Annotated in this window: 20 protein-coding genes and 2 pseudogenes; 11 read left to right on the top strand and 11 right to left on the bottom strand. The window is 63.8% G+C overall.

The annotated features are described in order from the left end of the window. Positions 1-388: 388 nt before the first annotated feature. Positions 389-1156, top strand: coding sequence for a hypothetical protein (locus tag IAE40_RS25070; RefSeq protein ID WP_054893050.1), 768 nt, complete (start codon positions 389-391; stop codon positions 1154-1156). Positions 1157-1207: 51 nt separating this feature from the next. Here IAE40_RS25070 and IAE40_RS25065 read toward each other — a convergent pair whose 3' ends face one another. Both IAE40_RS25065 and IAE40_RS25060 read right to left on the bottom strand, forming a co-directional pair. Next, on the bottom strand, positions 1208-1690 hold the full coding sequence (locus tag IAE40_RS25065) for a GAF domain-containing protein (protein ID WP_054893049.1): 483 nt from the start codon (positions 1688-1690) through the stop codon (positions 1208-1210). Beyond that, entirely contained in the window at positions 1687-2577 is an 891-nt protein-coding gene (locus IAE40_RS25060) for an ATP-binding protein (RefSeq protein ID WP_112897744.1), read from the bottom strand. The genes IAE40_RS25065 and IAE40_RS25060 overlap by 4 nt, the downstream gene beginning before the upstream one ends. A gap of 225 nt (positions 2578-2802) precedes the next feature. Here IAE40_RS25060 and IAE40_RS25055 point away from each other — a divergent pair, with 225 nt between their 5' ends. Beyond that, positions 2803-5115, top strand: a complete 2313-nt coding sequence (locus tag IAE40_RS25055; protein WP_200604038.1) for a hybrid sensor histidine kinase/response regulator — start codon at positions 2803-2805, stop codon at positions 5113-5115. Here the strand turns inward: IAE40_RS25055 and IAE40_RS25050 are convergent. Together IAE40_RS25050 and msrB are read right to left on the bottom strand one after the other, a co-directional pair. Continuing rightward, positions 5105-5593, bottom strand: coding sequence for a glutathione peroxidase (locus tag IAE40_RS25050; protein ID WP_063543806.1), 489 nt, complete (start codon positions 5591-5593; stop codon positions 5105-5107). The two genes, IAE40_RS25055 and IAE40_RS25050, sit on opposite strands and share 11 nt — an antisense overlap. Positions 5594-5605: 12 nt before the next feature. Continuing rightward, on the bottom strand, positions 5606-6001 hold the full coding sequence (gene msrB, locus IAE40_RS25045; protein ID WP_197889860.1) for a peptide-methionine (R)-S-oxide reductase MsrB: 396 nt from the start codon (positions 5999-6001) through the stop codon (positions 5606-5608). A gap of 168 nt (positions 6002-6169) precedes the next feature. On the opposite strand from msrB, the gene IAE40_RS25040 reads away from it, so the two are divergent. Together IAE40_RS25040 and htpX are read left to right on the top strand one after the other, a co-directional pair. Next, complete coding sequence (locus IAE40_RS25040) at positions 6170-7381, top strand: pyridoxal phosphate-dependent aminotransferase (protein ID WP_054893044.1); 1212 nt, start codon at positions 6170-6172, stop codon at positions 7379-7381. 227 nt (positions 7382-7608) lie between these two features. Beyond that, positions 7609-8496, top strand: a complete 888-nt coding sequence (gene htpX / locus IAE40_RS25035; protein ID WP_063543804.1) for a protease HtpX — start codon at positions 7609-7611, stop codon at positions 8494-8496. A gap of 71 nt (positions 8497-8567) precedes the next feature. Here htpX and IAE40_RS25030 read toward each other — a convergent pair whose 3' ends face one another. Beyond that, a complete protein-coding gene (locus tag IAE40_RS25030) occupies positions 8568-9212 on the bottom strand; it encodes a thiopurine S-methyltransferase (RefSeq protein WP_200604037.1) in 645 nt (214 codons plus the stop codon). Positions 9213-9314: 102 nt separating this feature from the next. On the opposite strand from IAE40_RS25030, the gene IAE40_RS25025 reads away from it, so the two are divergent. Further along, positions 9315-10082, top strand: coding sequence for a DODA-type extradiol aromatic ring-opening family dioxygenase (locus IAE40_RS25025; protein WP_200604036.1), 768 nt, complete (start codon positions 9315-9317; stop codon positions 10080-10082). Positions 10083-10150: 68 nt separating this feature from the next. Here IAE40_RS25025 and IAE40_RS25020 read toward each other — a convergent pair. Next, a pseudogene (locus IAE40_RS25020) lies at positions 10151-11864 on the bottom strand (DEAD/DEAH box helicase). A gap of 399 nt (positions 11865-12263) precedes the next feature. Further along, the gene (locus tag IAE40_RS25015) at positions 12264-13019 is read right to left on the bottom strand and encodes a spermidine synthase (RefSeq protein WP_153773490.1); all 756 of its coding nucleotides are present in this window, start codon (positions 13017-13019) and stop codon (positions 12264-12266) included. A gap of 117 nt (positions 13020-13136) precedes the next feature. Here IAE40_RS25015 and IAE40_RS25010 point away from each other — a divergent pair, with 117 nt between their 5' ends. Further along, complete coding sequence (locus tag IAE40_RS25010) at positions 13137-14483, top strand: class II 3-deoxy-7-phosphoheptulonate synthase (RefSeq protein ID WP_054893253.1); 1347 nt, start codon at positions 13137-13139, stop codon at positions 14481-14483. Here IAE40_RS25010 and IAE40_RS25005 read toward each other — a convergent pair. Next, entirely contained in the window at positions 14464-15675 is a 1212-nt protein-coding gene (locus tag IAE40_RS25005; protein ID WP_325167293.1) for a winged helix-turn-helix domain-containing protein, read from the bottom strand. The two genes, IAE40_RS25010 and IAE40_RS25005, sit on opposite strands and share 20 nt — an antisense overlap. Positions 15676-15820: 145 nt before the next feature. On the opposite strand from IAE40_RS25005, the gene IAE40_RS25000 reads away from it, so the two are divergent. Next, a complete protein-coding gene (locus IAE40_RS25000) occupies positions 15821-16237 on the top strand; it encodes a Spy/CpxP family protein refolding chaperone (RefSeq protein WP_054893255.1) in 417 nt (138 codons plus the stop codon). A 69-nt stretch (positions 16238-16306) separates the two neighbouring features. Further along, on the top strand, positions 16307-17638 hold the full coding sequence (locus IAE40_RS24995) for a sensor histidine kinase (protein ID WP_063543796.1): 1332 nt from the start codon (positions 16307-16309) through the stop codon (positions 17636-17638). A 60-nt stretch (positions 17639-17698) separates the two neighbouring features. Here IAE40_RS24995 and IAE40_RS24990 read toward each other — a convergent pair whose 3' ends face one another. Further along, the gene (locus IAE40_RS24990) at positions 17699-18256 is read right to left on the bottom strand and encodes an NAD(P)H nitroreductase (RefSeq protein WP_054893256.1); all 558 of its coding nucleotides are present in this window, start codon (positions 18254-18256) and stop codon (positions 17699-17701) included. Positions 18257-18434: 178 nt separating this feature from the next. Between IAE40_RS24990 and IAE40_RS24985 the strand changes: the two genes are divergently transcribed. Then, complete coding sequence (locus tag IAE40_RS24985) at positions 18435-19889, top strand: TrkH family potassium uptake protein (RefSeq protein WP_063543794.1); 1455 nt, start codon at positions 18435-18437, stop codon at positions 19887-19889. On the opposite strand, the gene IAE40_RS24980 is transcribed toward IAE40_RS24985, so the two are convergent. After that, a complete protein-coding gene (locus tag IAE40_RS24980) occupies positions 19846-20901 on the bottom strand; it encodes an AraC family transcriptional regulator (RefSeq protein WP_054893258.1) in 1056 nt (351 codons plus the stop codon). The two genes, IAE40_RS24985 and IAE40_RS24980, sit on opposite strands and share 44 nt — an antisense overlap. A gap of 154 nt (positions 20902-21055) precedes the next feature. Here IAE40_RS24980 and IAE40_RS24975 point away from each other — a divergent pair, with 154 nt between their 5' ends. Then, on the top strand, positions 21056-21367 hold the full coding sequence (locus IAE40_RS24975) for a DUF962 domain-containing protein (protein ID WP_054893259.1): 312 nt from the start codon (positions 21056-21058) through the stop codon (positions 21365-21367). Positions 21368-21388: 21 nt separating this feature from the next. Here the strand turns inward: IAE40_RS24975 and IAE40_RS24970 are convergent, their stop codons facing one another. After that, positions 21389-22201, bottom strand: a complete 813-nt coding sequence (locus IAE40_RS24970; RefSeq protein WP_125930451.1) for a UDP-2,3-diacylglucosamine diphosphatase — start codon at positions 22199-22201, stop codon at positions 21389-21391. 173 nt (positions 22202-22374) lie between these two features. On the opposite strand from IAE40_RS24970, the pseudogene IAE40_RS24965 reads away from it, so the two are divergent. Further along, positions 22375-22804: pseudogene (locus tag IAE40_RS24965) on the top strand (AraC family transcriptional regulator); the annotation flags it as partial.

The following is a 22804-nucleotide window of genomic DNA, read 5'->3' as shown; positions in this document are numbered from 1 at the left end:
CCTGTTACCGCCGTGAAAGGGCGGTGTCCTAGGCCACTAGACGAAGGGGACACACTACAACTTCACTGCCTGCTGCGTTTGGCTGTGTGCTTTACGCTGCAAGTGGCGCGCATTCTATGGATGCCTCGACAAGCCGTCAACCCCTTTGTGGAAATTTATTTAAATCAACGACTTCCGCCCTTGTACAGTGGCTGCGCATGATGCGCCCGGGGATTGGCGTTGCTTTTCTGACGCCAGCCCGGCAAGCTCGCATCAAAGTGCCAGCACTGTAGATTTTTGCCCTTGAGCCGACACCCATGGGTAGAGCCTGTCCGCCAGGCTGCACTGTTCGCCCCCTGGCGAACTCACTACACTCAATGATGCAAAACTTCTTCATGAGGCGTTAACGGTGACACCACTTCTGATCACCCTGCTCATCGTGGCGGGTATCGCGTTGCTGATCGTGATCGGCTACCTCAACAATGTCGTGGAAAACGCCAAGCTCGAGCGCGCGCGCCTTAAAGTCGAGCTGACCGAACGCCTGCGCCGCTGCGGCGAGATCACCGAAACCTTCCCCGGCCAACTGATGACTCCGGCGCTCAAGCTGCTGCTGACCCGCCTGGAGCTGAACCTCAATCAGCGCCTGCTGGCGCTGGACAAGCACAACGGCGATTTCAAGGCGCGCATCGTCGAACTCGAAGGGTTGATTGCCAAGGGCGACAAGTTGCCGGTCAACAACCCGCCGAGCCCGATTCAGACCGAGGTCAAGGCCAAGGACGTGCGCTTCCTGCTCGAGTCGCTGCACAACCAGATCGTGCGCGCTACCCAGGAAAACTTCCTGCAGTCCAACGAAGGCAAGTACTGGGTCAGGGAAATTCGTCACATCCTGGTATTACTGCACATCGAATTCTTCAATAACCTGGGCCAGCAGGCGTTGCAGCAGAATCAACCTGGCCATGCGCGCCTGGCGTTCGAACGCGGCGTGCAGTACCTGCGCAAACAACCGGAACCGAAACAATATGAAGAGCAGCTGACCTACCTGGAAAAACTGCTCGCTCGCGCCAACGCGCAAGTACTGGACCAGATGGAGCCGGCCGAAAATGACCAGAATGCGCTGACCCAGGGTCTGAAAACCGATGAAGACGAGACGTGGAAAAAGCGGGTGATCTACGACTGATCCACAACCATTGAAAACAAGAAGGGCCGCAAAAGCGGCCCTTCTTGTTTTTCAGCAGTCGCTCAACGCCAGGAAGATCGACGCCAGGCGTTCCAGCCCTCGCTGATCGGCCTCACTGAAACGCGCAAGGCTCGGGCTGTCCAGGTCGAGCACGCCAATCAGCCTGCCCTCCTTTACCAACGGAATCACCAGCTCGCTGTTGGATGCGCTGTCACAGGCGATGTGCCCAGGGAAGGCATGCACATCCTCCACTCGCTGGGTCTGCAGGGTGGCTGCTGCCGCGCCACACACACCCTTGCCGAATGCGATGCGCACGCACGCCACCTGCCCCTGGAACGGCCCTAGCACCAGTTCTTCGTTGCGGTTGAGGTAGAAACCCGCCCAATTCAGGTCTTCCACCTGGTGGTAGAGAAATGCCGAGAACTGCGCGGCGTTGGCGATGAAATCACGCTCGTCGGCGAACAGCGCCTGCACTTGCGCAGCCAGCAGGTCGTAGCCATCGAGGCCTTTGCCACTGGCGTTGAGGTCGATCATTGGTTCTGCTCCAGCAATTGCAGTCCAACCCAGTAGCGGGCGAACTGGTAGGCACAACGGCCATTACGGTTGCCGCGGCCGGTGGCCCAGCGCGCAGCGAGGATGTCGAGTTCTTCTGTGCGCTGCCAGGCCAACCCGGCCGGGCGCGCCAGTTGGCCGATCCAGTGCTCGACCACGTTGAGGAAATGCTCCTGGGTGAACGGATAGAACGACAACCACAAGCCAAAACGGTCAGACAAGGCGATCTTGTCTTCCACCGCCTCGTTGGGGTGCAGCTCGCCGTCGATCATCTTCCAGTTTTCATTGTCGCTCTGCTTCTCGGGCACCAAGTGACGGCGGTTCGAGGTGGCATAGAGCAGGACGTTGTCCGGCGCCTGTTCGAGCGAACCATCGAGCACACTCTTGAGCACCCGGTAATCGCCCTCTCCCGCTTCGAACGAAAGGTCGTCGCAGAACAGGATGAAGCGTTGCTCGAGCTTTTGCAGTTGCTCGACCACCCGCGGCAAGTCGGCCAGGTGATCGCGCTCGATCTCGATCAGGCGCAGGCCCTGCCCGGCATGTTCGGCCAGCAGCGCACGTACCAGCGACGACTTGCCGGTGCCCCGCGAGCCCCACAGCAGGGCGTGGTTGGCGGGCATGCCATTGATGAACTGATGGGTGTTGCGGCCCAGTTGCTCACGCTGCTGATCGACCCCGATCAGGTCCGAGAGCCGGATGTCGAGGCTGACTTCCAACGGCATGAGGTAGCCGCTGCGGCCATCACGCTGCCAGCGCGCAGCGAGGGTCGACGACCAGTCGATCTGCGGGCGGGGCGCCGGCAGCAGTGGTTCGAGGCGCGTCAGTATGGATTCAGCGTGTTCCAGGAATGCAATGAGGCGGGTGTCCATGAAGGTTTCCTTAATCAAGACCGGTTCAGGAGCCGAGGCGCAGCCAGTGCGGGGCGACACTGCCCCTACAGAGCCAACACGGGTTGTGGGAGCGAGCTCGTCTCGCGATGGCCGCGCACCGGCCCATTGATTGGATCGCTCGAAACAACAGACAGACCCGCCAGCAGCCGGGGCTGATCGGCTATGCTTGCGCAGCGCAAGGGGCGTTGAACCGGCTCGGGAACCATGGATATCAAGTTCACCAATCGCCTGTCATACAAGCAAGCCCGGTTGACAGTCCTGGTCGGCTTCATCCTGGGAACATTGCTCAGTCTCATCCAGATCGGCATCGATTATGCCAGCGAAGACGCGTCCATCAACCGCGAAGTGCAGGCATTGCTGCAAATAAGCCATGACCCGGCCTCGCGCATCGCTTACAACATCGACGCGGAGCTGGCCCAGGAGCTCACCGGCGGGCTGCTGCAATCGCCAGCGATCATCCGCGCACGCCTGATCGACAACGACGATACGGTGCTGGCCGACGTCCATCGCCCGCGCCAGGAAGACAGCTACCGGCCGCTCAGCGACTTCCTGTTCGGCGAGCAGCGCCAGTTCAAGGATCGCCTGTTCCTCGCCCACATGCCCGACGATTACCTCGGCACCCTGTACCTGGATGTCGACACCTATGCCTTCGGCAGCCGCTTTCTCGACCGAGCCGGCATCACCCTGCTCAACGGCTTCGCCCGCAGCCTGGTGCTGACCGGCATTCTCCTGGGGTTGTTCTACATCATGCTGACCAAACCCCTGGTCACCGTCATCGGCGCCCTGAGCGGCAGCGACCCACGCCAGCCCGGCCAGACTCGTCTGGACTACCCCAACGGTCATGAGCACGACGAGATCGGGGTACTGGTGAAGGTCGCCAACCAGCAATTCGTCAGCATGGCCACCGAGATCCAGCAGCGGCGCAACGCCGAAAACCGCCTCACCCAGTACCTCAACGAACTGGAAGACATCGTTTCGGCCCGCACCGAAGAACTCAAGGCCAGCAACAGCCGGCTGAGCCAGTCCAACGAGGAACTGGAGGAAGCCCGCCGCCGCGCCCTGGACATGGCCCAGGCGCGCGCCGCCTTCCTGGCCAACATGAGCCACGAGATCCGCACACCGCTCAACGGCATGCTCGGCATGATCGCCCTGGCCCTGGACAGCGGGCTGAACGCCGAGCAACGCCAGCAGCTGTCGATCGCCCACGACTCAGGCAAGGTGCTGGTCGAGCTGCTCAACGATATCCTCGACCTGTCCAAGTTCGATGCCGGGCAACTGGAGCTCGAACGCATCCCTTTCGACATGGGGGCGATGGTCGAGGACACCGCCAACCTCCTGTCGCAGAACGCCGCGCCCAGTGTGGAACTGACCTGCCTGATCGCTCCGGACTTTCCCAGCACCTTGCTCGGCGACCCCACCCGGGTGCGCCAGATCGTCAGCAACCTGCTGTCCAATGCGCTCAAGTTCACCCGCTTCGGGCGTGTCGACCTTCGTCTTTCGAGCATCGTCGGCGGCGTACGCCTGGAAGTGTGCGACACCGGTATCGGAATCCCGGAGGAAGCCCAGGTGCGCATCTTCCAGCCCTTCACCCAGGCTGGCGCAGGCATCACCCGCCAGTATGGCGGCACCGGCCTGGGCTTGGCCCTGACCCGTAACCTGTGCAAGGCCATGCAGGGGCATCTGCATATCAACTCGCAAACCGGCTTCGGCAGCCGCTTCAGCGCCGATCTTCCGCTGCCCACGCACACCGAAGCAGTCCCGCCTGCGCCGCTGAAGGGTCAGGTGGTGGCACTGAGCAACGCCTCCAGCGGTCTGGCTGAGCTGTTGCATGGCCTGCTGCCAAGCTGGGGGCTGGATTATCAGCGACGCGACGATGCCAGTGGGCTCGACGGCATGGCCATCGACCTGCTCATCACCGACGACACCGAGCACCTGTTCGAACTGCGCCCCGGTATCAACGCACCGATCCTGCTGGTCACGGCCTACGGCAACTTCCTGCCCGCAGAGCAAACCGCGCAATTGGCGCCTTTGCACCAGCAGGCACGCCCGCTGGCGCGCAATGCCCTGTACCAGATGCTGCGCCGTACCCTGCAAGGCGAAAACGCTACACCCGCACCCTCCGAGGTCGGCCGCCTGCTGGAGCGACGCGCGCAGATCCTTCTGGTGGAAGACAACCCCGTGAACCAGTTGGTAGCCAAGGGCATGCTCGCCAAGCTCGGCTGCCAGGTGCAGGTTGCCGCCCATGGTGCCGAAGCGCTGGAGATCCTCGAGCGCGAGGGCTTCGACATGGTGCTGATGGACTGCAACATGCCGGTGATGGATGGCTACGAGGCCAGCCGGCGCATCCGCCAGAGCGGGCGCTGGCCCGACCTGCCGATCGTCGCCCTGACCGCCAACGCCATGCCCGAAGAGCGCGAACGCTGTCGCGCCGCGGGCATGAACGACTACCTGGCCAAGCCGTTCCGGCGCGAAGAATTACTCGCCCTGATCGACCATTGGGTGCCGGTCAGCGGCTGAGCAGGCGCTCGATATCGGCTTCCAGCGCCTGCGGCTTGGTGGTCGGTGCGTAGCGCGTGACCTTGCCACTGGACGGGTCGACCAGGAACTTGGTGAAGTTCCACTTGATCTTCTGCGTCCCCAGCAGGCCGGGCGCACGCTTCTTCAGCTCGGCGAACAGCGGGTGGGCGCCCGGGCCGTTCACCTCGATCTTGCGAAACAGCGGGAAGCTCACGCCAAAGTTGAGTTCACAGAACTGCGAGATTTCCAACGCATCGCCCGGCTCCTGCTTGCCGAACTGGTTACACGGAAAGCCCAGTACGACGAGGCCCTGCGCGGCATGGTCCTGCCACAGCTTCTCAAGCCCCTTGTACTGCGGTGTGAAACCGCACTGGCTGGCGGTGTTGACCACCAGCAGCGCCTTGCCGGCGAAGTCGCCGAGTTTTTTCTGCTCCCCCTTGAGGGTGACGCAGGGAATGTCCAGCAACGCATCGGCCATGTCGATCTCCCTTCACGCTTGCGGTTTGAAATCCAGGCATACCGAGTTGATGCAGTAGCGCAGCCCAGTGGGTGGCGGGCCGTCCGGGAACACGTGGCCCAGGTGCGCATCGCACTGGGCGCAGGTGACTTCGGTGCGGATCATGCCGTGGGAGGTGTCGCGGATCTCGATCATCGCACTGTCCTCGATCGGCGCGTAGAAGCTCGGCCAGCCGCAACCGGAGTCGAACTTGGTCTGCGAATCGAACAACGGCAGGCCACAGCAGATGCAGTTATAGATGCCGGCGCGCTTTTCGCTGTTGTATTTGCCTGTGAACGGTCGTTCGGTCCCCTTCAGGCGGCATACCTGGTATTGAGCGGGGTCGAGCATTTCGCGCCATTCTTCAAGTGTTTTGTCGATCTTTTGCATGGATGGACCTCGGCAGGCTGAATTTCACCCTGCGCCGTCTTTTCCCTGGCGCGGGTGGCACGTATATTAGTTGGCTTGTGTGCAGACGATCAGTCTGGCACCCGCGCCCCGTCCTTTTCAAACCTTTTGACGACCGCGCCCCGCGACTTATCCATTCGGGATCACATCATGCAGTTCAGCAAATCGAACAAGCTCGCCAATGTCTGCTACGACATTCGCGGTCCGGTGCTCAAGCACGCCAAGCGTCTGGAAGAGGAAGGCCAGCGCATCCTCAAGCTGAACATCGGCAACCCGGCGCCCTTTGGTTTCGAAGCGCCGGACGAAATCCTCCAGGACGTGATCCGCAACCTGCCGACCGCCCAGGGCTACAGCGACTCCAAAGGCCTGTTCAGCGCGCGCAAGGCGGTGATGCAATACTGCCAGCAGAAGCAGATCGAAGGCGTCGGTATCGAGGACATCTACCTGGGCAACGGTGTGTCCGAGCTGATCGTGATGTCGATGCAGGCGCTGCTCAACAACAATGACGAGGTGCTGATCCCGGCCCCCGACTACCCACTGTGGACCGCAGCGGTGAGCCTGGCCGGCGGCAAACCCGTGCACTACCTGTGCGACGAGCAGGCCGACTGGTTCCCCGACCTTGACGATATCAAGGCCAAGATCACCCCGAACACCAAGGCCCTGGTGATCATCAACCCGAACAACCCGACCGGCGCGGTGTACTCCAGGGAGCTGCTGCTCGGCATGCTGGAACTGGCCCGCCAGCACAACCTGGTGGTGTTCTCCGACGAGATCTACGACAAGATCCTCTACGACGAAGCCGTGCACATCAGCACCGCCTCGCTCGCCCCGGACGTGCTGTGCCTGACCTTCAACGGCCTGTCGAAGTCCTATCGTGTCGCAGGCTTCCGCTCCGGCTGGCTGATCATCTCCGGGCCCAAGCACCACGCGCAGAGCTATATCGAAGGCATCGACATGCTGGCCAACATGCGCCTGTGTGCCAACGTGCCGGCGCAGCACGCCATCCAGACCGCCCTGGGTGGCTACCAGAGCATCAACGACCTGGTATTGCCGCCGGGCCGCCTGCTCGAACAGCGCAACCGCACCTACGAGTTGCTCAACGCCATCCCCGGCGTCAGCTGTGTCAAGCCAATGGGCGCCTTGTACGCCTTCCCGAAAATCGATCCGAAGGTCTGCCCGATCCACAACGACGAGAAGTTCGTCCTCGACCTGCTGCTGTCGGAGAAACTGCTGATCGTCCAGGGCACCGCATTTAACTGGCCGTGGCCGGACCACTTCCGCGTCGTCACCCTGCCGCGAGTGGATGACCTGGAGCAAGCCATCGGCCGCATCGGCAACTTCCTGCGCACCTACTCGCAGTAAGCGATCAAGGCCTTGTCGTGCCAACCGGCCGTGTTGGCACGACGTCCTCCGCCGCACGGATGAATTCTTACATCCTGCAACGGTCTATCTCCCGGCGACTCGCCGCGGCTCTGTCATACTTCGCGGTACACAGTTTGAAATAGTCGGCCAGTTGAATCGCCTTGGCCGCCACCTTATATACCCCGCAGTAGAGCGACATTTTCATCCGTCAGGAGAACGTAACAACCATGATGCGCATTCTGTTGTTTGTAGCCACCAACCTTGCGGTGGTGCTGGTTGCAAGCATTACCCTCAGCCTGTTCGGTTTCAACGGGTTCATGGCCGCCAACGGCGTCGACCTGGACCTGAGCCGCCTGCTGGTCTTCTGCGCCGTGTTCGGGTTTGCTGGCTCGCTGGTTTCGCTGTTCATCTCCAAGTGGATGGCGAAGATGACCACCGGTACCCAGATCATCACCCAGCCGCGCACCCACCACGAACAGTGGCTGCTGCAGACGGTCGAGGAGCTGTCCCGCGAGGCGGGCATCAAGATGCCGGAAGTGGGCGTGTTCCCCGCCTACGAGGCGAACGCCTTCGCCACAGGCTGGAACCGCAACGACGCACTGGTCGCCGTTTCGCAGGGCCTGCTCGAGCGCTTCTCGCGGGACGAAGTACGTGCGGTACTGGCCCATGAGATCGGCCACGTCGCCAACGGCGACATGGTCACCCTGGCACTGGTCCAGGGCGTGGTGAACACCTTCGTGATGTTCTTCGCACGTATCATCGGCAACTTCGTCGACAAGGTGATCTTCAAGAACGAAGAAGGCCAGGGCATCGCCTATTACGTCGCGACCATCGTCGCCGAGCTGATCCTGGGCATTTTGGCCAGCATCATCGTCATGTGGTTCTCGCGTCGCCGCGAGTACCGCGCCGACGAAGCCGGGGCTCGCCTGGCGGGCACTGGCGCGATGATCGCTGCCCTGCAGCGCCTGCGCTCGGAACAAGGTATGCCGGTGCACATGCCCGATACGATGAAGGCCTTCGGCATCAACGGCGGCCTCAAGCAGGGCCTCGCCGGCCTGCTGATGAGCCACCCGCCACTGGAAGACCGTATCGATGCACTGCGTCGTCGCGGTTGATTCAACGCGATAATTGAAAAGGGCGACTCAGGTCGCCCTTTTCTTTGCTCGTATTCTGGCCAGAAGGCCAATCAACGCTGCAACCGATAGACCCGCTCCACCAGACTGCCGACTCCCGCCTTCTGGAATTTGGGGCTGTCCTCGATAATGTCCGGGGCCTCCAGCTCGGCCACTTGCCATCCAGCAAGTCCGCGCCGGACTTCGTCATCCGGCACCGAGAAAGGCGGCCCATCCAGACGCGACTGATCGTAGTCCAAGGTGACCATCAGCCCCTGGCAAGCAGCCGGCAGGCAGGCAGAAAGCAACCCAAAGTAACGGGTACGCAGCGCCTGCGGTAATGCAATCACCGCAGCGCGGTCATAGAGCCCCGCGCACTGCGCCAGATCTTCCGCCTGCAAGGCGAAGAAGTCACCACACCACAGCTCCACCAGGCCGCTGCGCCAAATCTCGAAGGCGCCATGGCGGGACACCTCGGCCTCAAGGCTGTGCTCCCGGAAGAAATCCGCCACCGCACGTTGCGACACTTCCACCCCTAGCACGCGATACCCCTGCCCCGCCAACCAGGCGACGTCCAGGCTCTTGCCGCACAAGGGCACCAGCACCTGGCTGCCGGGGGCCAGCATGGGCCAGTGTGCCTGCAGGTACGGGTTCACCTGCGACTGGTGAAAGCCGATCTGGTTGTCCGCCCACCGCTTGTGCCAGAACGCTGGCTCCATGACTCCTCCGATTTTTTCGATAGATAACTTGCAAAACTTATATTGGATGTCGATCGGTAACTGATCGAAGATGGCGGCATCTTAACCGCTCAGGACCCCGCCATGCTGCCTAGCCTGTTCATTTCCCATGGTTCGCCCATGCTCGCCCTGCAACCCGGCGCCAGTGGACCGGCACTGGCCCGCCTGGCGGCAGGCCTGCCGCGGCCGAAGGCGATCGTGGTGGTTTCCGCGCACTGGGAGAGCCAGGGACTGTCGGTGATGAGTGGCGCCCAGCCCCAGACCTGGCACGACTTTGGCGGCTTCCCTGCTGCGCTGTACGCCGTGCAGTATCCGGCCCCTGGCGCCCCCGAGCTGGCGCGCCAGGTGGCAGGCTTGCTCGGTGACGCCGGACTGCCCGCTCAGCTCGATGTACAACGCCCCTTCGACCACGGCACCTGGGTGCCGCTGTCGCTCATGTACCCGGATGCTGGCATCCCGGTAATCCAGGTTTCGCTGCCCAGCCGCCAGGGCCCGGCCCTGCAGTTGCAGGTCGGCAAGGCCCTGGCCGGCTTGCGCGCCCAGGGCATACTGCTGGTCGGCTCCGGCAGCATTACCCACAACCTGGGCGAACTGGACTGGCATGCCGGGCCAGACACCATCGAGCCCTGGGCACGCGCGTTCCGCGACTGGGTGGTCGAGCAATTGAAGGCAGAGGATAGGGCCGCGCTGGAAGACTATCGGCAGCAGGCACCTTACGCGGTGCGCAACCACCCGAGCGATGAGCACCTGCTGCCCTTGTTCTTTGCCATGGGCGCAGGCGACAGGTTCGGGATCGTGCACCAGGGCTTCACGATGGGAGCACTGGGAATGGATATCTACAGGTTCGACTGATTCCAAACACCTCAATCGGCAGGCAAAAAAATCCCCGGCAAGCCGGGGATTTTTCATTGCTGCAGGACTCAGTCCTCGCGATAGCGGCGCAGCTTCAGTTGCTTACCGGCCACGCGGGTGTCCTTGAGCTTGGACAGCAGACGCTCCAGGCCCTCTTCCGGCAGCTCGACCAGGCTGAAGCTGTCGCGCACCTGGATGCGACCGATAGCGTCACGGGCCAGGCCGCCTTCATTGAGGATCGCACCCAACAGGTTCTTGGCGGCGATACCATCACGGGCACCCAGGGCGGTACGGCAACGCACGCGGCCTTCGGCCAGCGGCATCGGCGCGCGACGCTCGCGGTCACCACGTTCGCTGCGCTCACCACGATCACTGCGCTCGCCGGTGCGCTCACGCGGCGTGTAGGTCGGCACCAGCGGTTGCTCGCGCTCGACGGCAGCCAGGTCCAGCGGCTGGCCATTGGTGGCCTTGCGCAGCAACGCGGCAGACAGCGCGCGAGCCGAGCAGCCCAGGTCGGCAGTCAGGCGGTCGAACAGCTCACCATGGGTGGCCTCAGCTTCAGCCACCAGCGGTGCGAGGCTTGCGGTCAGCTTCTTGATACGCGCATCCAGCACGGCCTGTGGGCCAGGCAGACGAGCCTCGGCAACCTTCTGCCCGGTAACACGCTCGATCACCTGCAGCATGCGACGCTCACGCGGCGTCACCAGCAGCAGTGCGCGACCATCGCGACCGGCACGGCCGGTACGGCCGATACGGTGCACGTAGGATTCCGGATCGTATGGCATGTCCACGTTGAACACATGGGTGATGCGCGGTACGTCCAGGCCCCGGGCAGCGACGTCGGTAGCGACGACGATGTCCAGGCGACCGTCCTTGAGCGAGTCGATGACGCGCTCACGCTGGTTCTGGGCGATATCGCCGTTCAGCGCGGCAGCTTTGTAGCCCTTGGCTTCCAGCGCGGCAGCCAGGTCCAGGGTGGCTTGCTTGGTACGCACGAAGGCGATCAGCGCGTCGAATTCCTCGACTTCCAGCAGACGCAGCACAGCCGGGATCTTCTGGTCGGCGTGGACCATCAGGTGGGCCTGCTCGATCGCGGTGACGGTCTGGGTCTTGCTCTGGATCTTGACGTGCTTGGGCTCGCGCAGGTGACGCTCGGCGATCGAACGGATCGACGACGGCAGGGTCGCGGAGAACAGCACGGTCTGGCGGGTGGCAGGGATGGCGTCGAAGATCACTTCGAGGTCGTCCATGAAGCCCAGCTTGAGCATTTCGTCGGCTTCGTCGAGTACCAGGTACTGAACGGTGGACAGCACCTTCTCGTCACGACGCAGGTGGTCGCACAGACGGCCAGGCGTGGCGACGACGATCTGCGCACCGTTACGGATGGCACGCAGTTGTGGGCCCATCGGGGCACCACCGTACACAGCCACCACGTTAACGCCCGGCATCTGCTTGGCGTAGGTTTCGAAAGCGGTGGCTACTTGCAGCGCCAACTCACGGGTTGGCGCCAGGATCAGGGCTTGCGGTTCGCGCTTGCTCACGTCGATCTTGTTGAGGATCGGCAGGGCGAAGGCAGCGGTCTTGCCGGTGCCAGTCTGCGCCTGGCCGATCATGTCATGACCGGCGAGGATGATCGGGATCGACTGTTGCTGGATGGCCGACGGCTCTTCATAGCCGGTGGCCAGAACGGCGGCAACGATGTTCGGATGAAGATCGAGAGCGGCGAATCCGCCGGTTTCCTGGGTCATGGGTCTGCCTCTATGTGCATCCGCAAAGACCCATGCTCCAAAGCTGCACATGCCTTGAAAGACCCGGAGGTCACCCAGGCAGCTTTGGCGGCGGGGATTTGCGAAAACGATTGAAAAAGAATTACGTGGGAAAGGTCCGCCTAGCGGACGTGCAGCCGAAGCTGGACTCGGAGGGTTTGCACCACCTGATTTTGAGGTCCGCTAAAAGACCGGCGCGTACTATATACGAATTCGCGTTGATCTGTGAGAACTTTTTCACAGGTGGTGGCCATTATAGGGCCACCATTCAGTCGAACACTGAAACGTTTTTTCACGATCGGCGGCGCCTGCTTCGCGGGTAAACCCGCTCCCACAGGGTCGGCGCCACGCTAAAGGGCAGCGCTGCCCCTGTGGGAGCGGGTTTACCCGCGAAGGGTACGCCGCAGCTTTACGCTCAGCTCGCCGGCCGAACTTCGCGAATCAGGTAGTCCAGCGAATAGCCCAGCCGCGCTGCCAACGCCTCGGCCCGCGCCCGCAAACCCTCCAGATCCAGTGCCTGCTCCAGATCCGCCGGCACCAGCAGGATCACGTTGCCCTCCTTCACCGGCAGCTCCCAGTAATGCCGGTGATACAACCCACGCAACAATGCCGCACCCAAAGGCCGACCATCGTCGCCGGCCCACTGGTTGATCACCAGCCAGCCTCCCGGATTGAGCTGCTGCTGGCACTGTTCCAGAAAGCCCCAGGCCAGATGGCCTACGCCCGGGCCATGATCGGTATAGAGATCGACGAAGATCAGGTCGGCCTTCTCAGCCGTGGGCAGCAGCTCCAGGGCATCGCCAACGCGCACGTACAAGCGCGGATCATCATCGAGCCCCATGTATTCCATGGCCAGACGCGGCACGTCCGGGCGCAGCTCGATGGCCTCGACATCCTCCAGCGGCAGGAACTTCAGGCAGGCCTGGGTCAGGGTACCGGCCCCCAGCCCCAGGAACAGTGCGCTCTCCGGCTGCGGATGGCAGAGTGCACCGACCAGCATCGCGCGCGTGTAGTCGTACTCCAGCCAACTGGGGTCGGCGGTGAAGGTACAGCTCTGCTCGATGGCGTCACCGAATTCGAGGAAGCGATAATCCTCGACCTCGTACACACTGATGACCCCGTAGGCATCTTCCACCCGGGCCAGCAGCCGTTCTTCCCGCTCCGTCGCCATCGCCTGCCACCTGCACACACAAAAACCGGCATTGTCCGCCAATGCCTGCGGTGCAACAAGCGCGCTGCCAACTGTTACCATGGCAGGTACGCCTGAACCGACCACATCGAGCCCGTGATGAACCGACCCTGGACCCCCGACAGCTGGCGCGCCCTGCCGATCCAGCAACAACCGACCTACCCCGACGCCGCTCACCTGCTCAAGGTCGAGCAGACCCTGGCCAGCTACCCGCCGCTGGTGTTCGCCGGCGAAGCCCGCGAGTTGCGCCGCCAGTTCGCCGAGGTCACCCAGGGCCGCGCCTTCCTGCTGCAAGGTGGCGACTGCGCCGAGAGTTTCGCCGAGTTCTCCGCCGCGAAGATCCGCGACACCTTCAAGGTGCTGCTGCAGATGGCCATCGTCATGACCTTCGCCGCGGGCTGCCCGGTGGTGAAGGTCGGGCGCATGGCCGGGCAGTTCGCCAAACCGCGCTCGGCCAACGACGAAACCATCGGCCAGGTCACCCTGCCCGCCTACCGCGGCGACATCGTCAATGGTATCGGCTTCGACGCCGCCAGCCGCGTCCCCGACCCAGAGCGCCTGCTGCAGGCCTACCACCAGGCCACCGCCAGCCTCAACCTGCTGCGCGCCTTCGCCCAGGGCGGCTTCGCCGACCTGCACCAGGTGCACAAGTGGAACCTGGATTTCATCGCCAACTCGGCGCTGGCCGACAAATACCATCAGCTTGCTGATCGCATCGACGAGACCCTGGCCTTCATGCGCGCCTGCGGCCTGGACAGCGCGCCACAACTGCGCGAGACCAGCTTCTTCACCGCCCACGAGGCGCTGCTGCTCAACTACGAGGAAGCCTTCGTACGCCGCGACAGCCTGACGGGGGACTACTACGACTGCTCGGCGCACATGCTGTGGATCGGCGACCGCACCCGCCAGCTCGACGGTGCCCACGTGGAGTTCCTGCGGGGCGTGCACAACCCGATCGGGGTCAAGGTCGGCCCAAGCATGAACACCGAGGATCTGATCCGCCTGATCGACGTGCTCAACCCGGACAACGACCCCGGCCGCCTTAACCTGATCGTGCGCATGGGGGCGAACAAGGTCGGCGATCACCTGCCCGGGCTGATCCGCGCCGTCGAGCGCGAGGGGCGCCAGGTGCTGTGGAGCTCCGACCCGATGCACGGCAACACCATCAAGGCCAGCAGTGGCTACAAGACCCGCGATTTCGCGCAGATCCTCGACGAAGTGCGGCAGTTCTTCCAGGTGCACCAGGCCGAAGGTAGCCACGCCGGGGGTATCCACATCGAGATGACCGGGCAGAATGTCACCGAATGCATCGGCGGCGCCCGACCGATCACCGAAGATGGCCTGTCGGACCGCTACCACACCCATTGCGACCCCCGGATGAACGCCGATCAATCACTGGAACTGGCCTTCCTGATCGCCGAAACCCTCAAGCAGGTGCGTCGCTGAGGGCCTGACGCAACGGCCCTGCCGACTCGCGCGCGCAATCCAGGCGCACCCGCTCCAGGCCCAGCCACCCCGCCAGCCGTTCCAGGCTGCGGGCCAGGGCCTGGAAGCCCTCTTCATCCAGCCCCTGAACCTCCTCATGCACGGCATGCACCGCCAGCTCACTGCGTGCTCGCTCCGCACGCAGGTCCAGGCGCGCGGCGATACGGCCGTCGTGCAGGAACGGCAACACGTAGTAGCCATAAACCCGCTTGTGCGCCGGGGTGTAGATCTCCAAACGGTAGCGAAAGTCGAACAGCCGCTCGGTACGGGCGCGCTCCCAGACCAACGAATCGAACGGCGAAAGCAAGGCACTGGCCTCCACACGCCGGGGAATGCGCGGCGTGCCAGCACAGTACGCCGGCTGCTTCCAGCCCTGCACCGTGCAGTGTTGCAGACGACCCTCGGCGAGCAGCTGCGCCAGGGCGGCCCGCGCCTGCGCAGGCGTGAGCCTGAAATAGTCGCGCAGGTCCTGCTCGGTCGCCACGCCCAAGGCCGTGGCGGCTTGCAGCAACAGTCCCTGCTGGGCTTCGCTGTCGGATAGCTCGGGCTGATCGAGGATCGCCGCTGGCAGCACGCGCTCCGGCAGGTCGTACAGGCGCTCGAACCCGCGGCGCCCGGCGACGGTGACCCGCCCGGCCGCGAACAGCCACTCCAGGGCATGCTTCTCCTCGCTCCAGTCCCACCATGGGCCGGCGCGCTCTTGCCGGGTCGACAGGCTCCCGGCGCCCAAGGCGCCCTGGTCGCGCACCGCAGCCAGCACGCGGGCAATGACATCCTGACGCTCGCGGCCGAACTGCGCCAACTGCCGGTAGATACCCTCGCCCTGTTGCGCCCGCGCCATGCGCCAACGCATCAGCGGATAGAGCGACAGCGGCAGCAAGGACGCCTCATGCCCCCAATACTCGAACAACTGGCGCCGACGCCCACGGCCCCAGGCCAACTGGTCGAGCAATTCGGTCGGGTAGTCGCCCAGGCGTGAGAACAGCGGCAGGTAGTGCGAGCGCACCAGCGCATTGACCGAATCGATCTGCACCACGCCCAGACGCTGCAGCATGCGCTTGAGCGCAGCCGGCGTCGCGGGCTGGGGCTTACCGAAGCCCTGCGCGGACAGGGCCAGGCGTCGGGCCTGCTTGAGGGAAAGGCTGAGGGTCACGGCAAGGGCTCCACGGCAAGTCGGCTCACAGTGTAGCGCCATGACCGTCTTTACCCAGCCTTTACCCTGCCCTGACCGCCCTTGACCTTGATCTCCCTAGACTGGGCTCATCCGGTAACCACCGGCCTCAGAAAGGAGAAACACCATGCGCAAGACCCTTATCGCCCTGATGTTCGCCGCAGCCCTGCCGACCGTAGCCATGGCCATGCCAGACGGCGGCCCACGCGGTGACGGCCCGCATCACCGCGGTGATGCGCCTTTCGCGCAGCTCGACCTGACCCGTGACCAGCGCCAGCAGATCGGCAAGTTGATGGGCGAGCAGATGAAGCAGCGCCGCGACGTCACCGAACGCTACCTGGCCAAGCTGCCGGCAGCGGACCAGAAAGCCATGCAGGACGAGATCAAGGCCGGCCACGACAAGACCCAGAGCCAGATCCGCGCCCTGCTCAAGCCAGAGCAACAGAAGCAGTTCGACGAACTGCAGAGCAAACGCGCGGCAGACAAGGCTGAATGGCAGCAGTTCCAGGCATGGAAAGCTGAAAAAGCCGCCAAGGCCCAGTAAGCTGTCCGACCGGTGCCCGGCTCGCGGTAATGCGGGCCGGGCCTTTCTCGTGTGTGGGAGGTACTCGTCTTGCGTTCATTGTTCTGGCGCATCCTGGCCAGTTTCTGGCTGGCCATCGCCCTGGTTGCGGGCCTGTCGATCCTGCTTGGCCACATGCTCAACCAGGACGCCTGGATTCTCAGCCGCCACCCGGGCCTGAACACCCTGGCCAGCCGCTGGGTACAGCACTATGAACAGGAAGGCCTGGAGGCATCGCAGCGCTTTCTGGAACGACGCAAGCAGCGCTACAAGATCGACGTCCAGGTGCTCGACGACAGCGGCGATGCCGTGGTACCCGGAACCTTCCCGCGTCGCGCCGAAGACTTCGAGCGACGCCAGCACAACGACGAGCGGCGCCTGCCCTGGCGCCGCCTCACCGAGGAGTACACCAGCCCTGCCACGGGCGAAACCTACCTGCTGATCTACCGCATTCCCCACCCGGAGCTGATGGCCTGGCACCGTGAAAGCCTGATCTGGCCGCTCAGCGCCCTGGGAATCGCCCTGGTGGTGCTGACCTTGTTCAGCTTGCTGGTGACCCTCTCGATCACCCGCCCTCTCAGCCGCCTGCGCGGTGCGGTGCATGACCTGGGCCAGACCAGCTACCAGCAGAACAGCCTGGCGCGACTGGCGGTACGCCGCGACGAGTTCGGCGTCCTGGCCAACGACTTCAACAAGATGGGCGCCCGCCTGCAAAGCCTGATCGGCAGCCAGCGCCAATTGCTGCGTGACGTATCCCACGAACTGCGCTCGCCGCTGGCGCGCCTGCGCATCGCCCTGGCCCTGGCTGAACGCGCCGAGCCCGAACAGCGCCAGGCCCTCTGGCCGCGCCTGACCCGCGAGTGCGACCGGCTGGAAGACCTGATCAGCGAAATCCTGGTGCTCGCCAGGGTCGATGCCGAGCAGGCACATGCCGAGCCCGTCGACCTCAACGCACTGCTCGGCAGCGTGCGCAAGGATGCCCAGCTCAGCGTGCCGGAACAGGAAGTACGCCTGGAGGCCGAGCCAGGGCTGACCCTGCAGGGCTGGCCGACCTTGCTGGAGCGGGCGGTGGACAACCTGGTGCGCAATGCGCTGCGCTTCAGCCCGGCAGGACAGCCCATCGAGATTCGCGCCAGCCGCGAGCAGGAACACCTGCTGCTGAGCGTGCGCGACCACGGCCCCGGGGTGGCGCCAGAACACCTTGCGCAGTTGGGTGAGCCGTTCTTCCGCGCGCCGGGGCAGGACGCGCCGGGCCACGGGCTTGGCCTGGCGATCGCCCGGCGCGCGGCCGAGCGACATGGCGGGACGCTGGTGCTGGAAAATCATCCGCAGGGGGGCTTTGTCGCGAGGCTGGAGCTGCCGGTGGCCCAGGCAACGGCTTGAGCGTGCAAGAGCCGATGTGCCACGCGACTGGGCTGCGCAGCAGCCCAACACCCCCTCCGATCACTCGCCCCAGGCGCTGACGAACTCGGCCGTCTCCAGCACTGGCGGGGTACGCGGTTCATTGATCGGCGTGCCCAGGTACAGGTAACCGATCAGTTCTTCGTTCTCGGCCAGGCCCAGCCCTTTGTTCACATGGGCATCGAACGCCATGTCGCCGGTGCGCCACACCGCGCCGATCCCCTGGGCATGTGCCGCAATCAGAATGCCGTGGGCAGCGCAGCCTGCCGCCAGGCGCTGCTCCGACTTCGGCACCTTGAAGTGATCCTGTAGACGGGCAATGACCACGATCAGCAAGGGCGCGCGCAGCGGCATGGCCCGGGCCTTGTCCAATGCCGCCTGGCTGGCATCGCCTTTGGCCTGCACGGCTTCGGCGAACAGCTCGCCGAGCTTCTCGCGCCCCTGCCCTTCGATGGTCAGAAAACGCCACGGGCGCAGCTGGCCGTGGTCCGGCGCACGCAGCGCTGCCTGGAACAACCCTTCGCGTTGGGCGGCATTGGGCGCAGGTTCGGTCAGGCGTGGCACGGAAACACGGTTGAGCAATGCGTCGAGAGCCTCCATCGGCTACCCTCCTGGCAGAAGAAATGTGCCGCCATTCTAAAGGACCTCGCGCACATGTGGAGCCGACTTGTCCGCGATCGCGATCAAAAGTCCGCACCCCCGCCGCCGGGCACACGTTTACATCCCGCGACCCACAGGTAGAATGGCGCCCTTTCCGTTTCGAGTCAGAGCAGATCACATGGCGTTGCCGACCTTAAGGATCATTGGTTTCATCATCGGCATCTTCCTGATCACCCTGGCGGTGAGCATGGTCGTGCCCATGGCGACCCTGCTGATCTTCGAGCGCACCGGCGACCTGCCGTCGTTCCTCTGGTCGAGCCTGATCACCTTCATCGCAGGTCTGGCGATGGTCCTGCCGGGCCGCCCGGAACACGTGCACCTGCGCCCCCGTGACATGTACCTGCTCACCGTCAGCAGCTGGCTGGTGGTCTGCGTGTTCGCCGCCCTGCCCTTCCTGCTGACCCAGCACATCAGCTACACCGACGCCTTCTTCGAAAGCATGTCCGGCATCACCGCCACCGGCTCGACGGTGCTCAGCGGCCTGGACAACATGTCGCCGGGCATCCTCATGTGGCGCTCGATGCTGCACTGGCTCGGCGGTATCGGCTTCATCGGCATGGCGGTGGCGATCCTGCCGTTGCTGCGCATCGGTGGCATGCGCCTGTTCCAGACCGAGTCCTCGGACCGTTCGGAAAAGGTCATGCCGCGCTCGCATATGGTCGCCAAGTTCATCGTCGCGGTGTACGTCGGCATCACCGTACTCGGCAGCCTGGCGTTCTGGTGGGCGGGGATGAGCCCCTTCGACGCGATCAACCACGCCATGTCGGCGATTTCCACCGGCGGTTTCTCCACCTCCGACCTGTCGCTGGCCAAGTGGGACATTCCTGCGGTGCACTGGGTCGCGGTGGTGGTGATGATCCTTGGCAGCGTGCCCTTCACCCTTTACGTAGCCACCCTGCGCGGCAATCGCCGGGCGCTGATCCGCGACCAGCAGGTACAGGGGCTGCTCGGGTTGCTGGTCGCCACCTGGGTCGTGCTCGGCACCTGGTATTGGGCCACCACCGACCTGCACTGGCTCGACGCCTTCCGCCACGTGGCACTGAACGTTACCTCGGTGGTCACCACCACCGGCTTCGCCCTGGGCGACTACAGCCTGTGGGGCAACTTCTCGCTGATGCTGTTCTTCTACCTGGGCTTCATCGGCGGCTGCTCCGGCTCGACCGCCGGTGGCATCAAGATTTTTCGCTTCCAGGTCGCGTACATCCTGCTCAAGGCCAGCCTCAACCAGCTGATCCACCCGCGCGCAGTGATCAAGCAGAAATACAATGGTCACCGCCTCGACGAAGAAATCGTGCGCTCGATTCTGACCTTCTCGTTCTTCTTCGCCGTGACCATCTGCGTCATCGCCCTGTTGCTGTCGCTGCTGGGCGTGGACTGGATGACCGCCCTGACCGGCGCGGCCAGTACCGTTTCCGGCGTGGGGCCAGGCCTGGGCGAGGTGATCGGCCCGGCCGGCAACTTCGCCAGCCTGCCGGATGCCGCCAAGTGGATTCTCGCTGGCGGCATGCTGCTCGGCCGCCTGGAGATCATCACGGTGCTGGTGTTGTGCATGCCTGCGTTCTGGCGTCACTGACCACTGACGCCTCCAGGCGCGCGCGGTACTCGCTGGGAGTGACGTCGAACCAGCGGCGGAAGGCCCGGTAGAAATTGCTCGGATCGGCAAAACCCAGCAGATAAGCGGTTTCCAGCAAGGTCATGCCTGGCTGCGCCAGGTATTGCTCGGCGAGCTCGCGCCGGGTGTCGTCCAGCAGGGTCTGGAAACTGGTGCCTTCCTCCTGCAAGCGCCGCTGCAGCGTGCGCTGAGACAGGTGCAAGGCCTGGGCCACGGTTTCGCGCTTGGGTTCGCCCTGGGGCAGGATACGGCACAGGGTCTGGCGCACCCGATGGGTGACTCGACTTTCCGAGAAGCGCGCCAGGTATTCGCCCGCAAAACGGTCATGGAGAATTGCCATCGCTTCGTTGGCGGTGGGCAACGGCGCTTCCATGTCGGCTCGCTCGAGCACCAGCGCATCGTGGGGAGCCCCAAACACCAGTGGCGCGCGGAACGCGACCCGATAAGGCTCGACATTCCTGGGTTGCGGCCCCTGGATCAGCACCCGGCGCGGCTGTACCGGACGACCACTGAGCCAGCTGCACAGCGACAGCGCGCAGGCCAACGAGGCTTCCGAGCTGTGCCGGGTCGGCGGCAGGTGATCACCGTGAACGGTAAGAATCAGCGAATAGCCCTCAGGCCCGAGACGAAAACTCAGGTCGGAGCTTTCGGCGATGATCCGCTGATAACGCACCAGTCGCTCGAAACCTTCGGCCAACGTACGGCTGGACATCAGCGCATAGCCGACCACGTGGAAGGACGCCGGCCGCACCACTCGCGCCATGTTCAGGCCGATGGCCTCGTTTCCCGACAGCTCCACCGCCAACTGCCAGAGGCGGGTCATGGCGTCCTGAGGGAAGCGCGCATCCGGATCATCGAGGGCGGCGAAGTCCAACCCGAGTTGCTTGAACATGGCACGACAGTCGAGCCCTTCCAGCTCGAGCGCCTTGACGATCCCTGATGCCCAGCTGGCTGACGTGGTTCTTTCACTCATGACAGGCTTCTTGTGCTGACCGCTCCAGCGGTGAATCGAAAGGATATTCAATTGGCGCCAATTGTCACTGGTAGCCACTCCCAGTGACTCTAGACTCGAAACAGGCTCCACGCCGTGTATCCTGAACAAAAACGCACCTGCGGGAACACAGCCCATGAACAGCACAGCGCAGTTTCGCAGTTTTGCCGAATTCTACCCCTACTACCTCGGCGAACACGCCAACCCTACCTGCCGACGCCTGCACTTCGTCGGCACCAGCCTGGTCATCGCCCTGCTGGCCTACACCATTGGCAGCGGCAACTGGCTGCTATTGCTGGCCATACCGTTCGCCGGGTACGGCTTCGCCTGGGTCGGGCACTTCTTTTTCGAGAAGAACCGACCGGCCACCTTCACGTATCCGCTGTATAGCCTGATTGGTGATTTCGCGATGTTCCGCGATATCCTGCGAGGCAAGATCAGTCTTTGAAAGGCCTGCGGCCGCGCCGCATTACGCTGGCTCGCGCAATGCCGCGACGCGCTCGGTCTCCCGCGCCTGGGCATCGGCCAGACGGTACAGCTCGATGTGGCCGTCCCAGTGCTCGATCAATGCCGTGCACGATTCGACCCAGTCACCGCAGTTGAGGTACTCGACCTCGCCCACCTTGCGGATCTCGGCGTGGTGAATATGCCCACACACCACGCCCTGGAACCCCCGGCGTGTGCACTCATGGGCAATCGCATCCTCGAAGTCGCTGATGAAATTCACCGCACCCTTGACCTTGTGCTTGAGGTACGCCGACAACGACCAGTAGCCATACCCATAGCGGGCACGCCAATGGTTGAGCCAACGATTGAGCACCAGGGTGAATTCATAGGCGCGGTCGCCCAGAAATGCCAACCAGCGGTGATAGCGGGTGATCACATCGAACTGGTCACCGTGCACCACCAGCAGGCGCCGACCATCGGCGGTAAGGTGCTCGGCCTCGTCGACCAGTTGGATATTGCCCAGGATCAGCTTCGAGTAACGGCGCAGGAACTCGTCGTGGTTGCCGGTGACATAGATCACCTCGGTACCGCGCTTGCTCATGGTCAACAGGCGACGAATCACATTGGTATGGGCTTGCGGCCAATAGATACCGCTACGCAGCTTCCAGCCGTCGATGATGTCGCCGACCAGGTAGACGCGGTCGGCCTGGTAGCCCTTGAGAAACTGCGACAAGTGCTCGGCCTGGCAATCCCGGGTGCCCAGGTGCACATCGGAGATCCACAGGGTGCGCACCCGCTGCTTGCGTGACGGACGGACAAGTTCGGCATGTGTCATGGGGCGGCCTCCGGCGCTGTTTGCAGGAGACTGGCAGGTGCGCATGACAGATCGGTGGCAGTCGTGTGACGAGTGGTCGGGCGCGGATCGCGCATTGTTTACCTTTCGCGGCTAAAACCGCTCCCCCTGCGCGGCACTGCGATACACTGCTCCCCTGCCCCAAGGATGCTCCCATGGTCGGTCCGATCCTGTCCCTGCGCCATTACCGCGACGAGTTGCTTGCCCACAGCCACGAACACCCGCAACTGGTGTTCGGCCTGCGTGGGCACCTCGATTTCGAGGTACAGGGCCGAGGCACGCGCATCGATCGCCAGGGGCTCATCGTGGTCCCCGCCGGTTTTCACCACACCTGCGCCAGCGACGCGGGCAGCCACTGCCTGGTGCTGGATATTCCAGGCGAACACTGGCTGCGCGAACAGATGGGCGGCCACGCCGAGGCCAGCCACCGCCTGCTCGAACGCCCAGCGACGCTGCTGCTCGACGGCCGCCAGCAGCAACTGGTGGACTGGCTCGCAGCGAGCGCGGTGGACGATCCGCTGATCAGCCGCCAAGGTGCACTCCTGCTGCTGGCCAGCCTGAACACCGCCGCCGCCCCCACCACCC

Origin of the sequence: Pseudomonas sp. S44 (genome assembly GCF_016624805.1) — a bacterium.
GTDB classification, from domain to species: Bacteria; Pseudomonadota; Gammaproteobacteria; order Pseudomonadales; family Pseudomonadaceae; genus Aquipseudomonas; species Aquipseudomonas machongensis.
The sequence above is the reverse complement of the archived record's forward strand: the minus strand, read 5'-3'. Positions and strand labels throughout refer to the sequence as shown.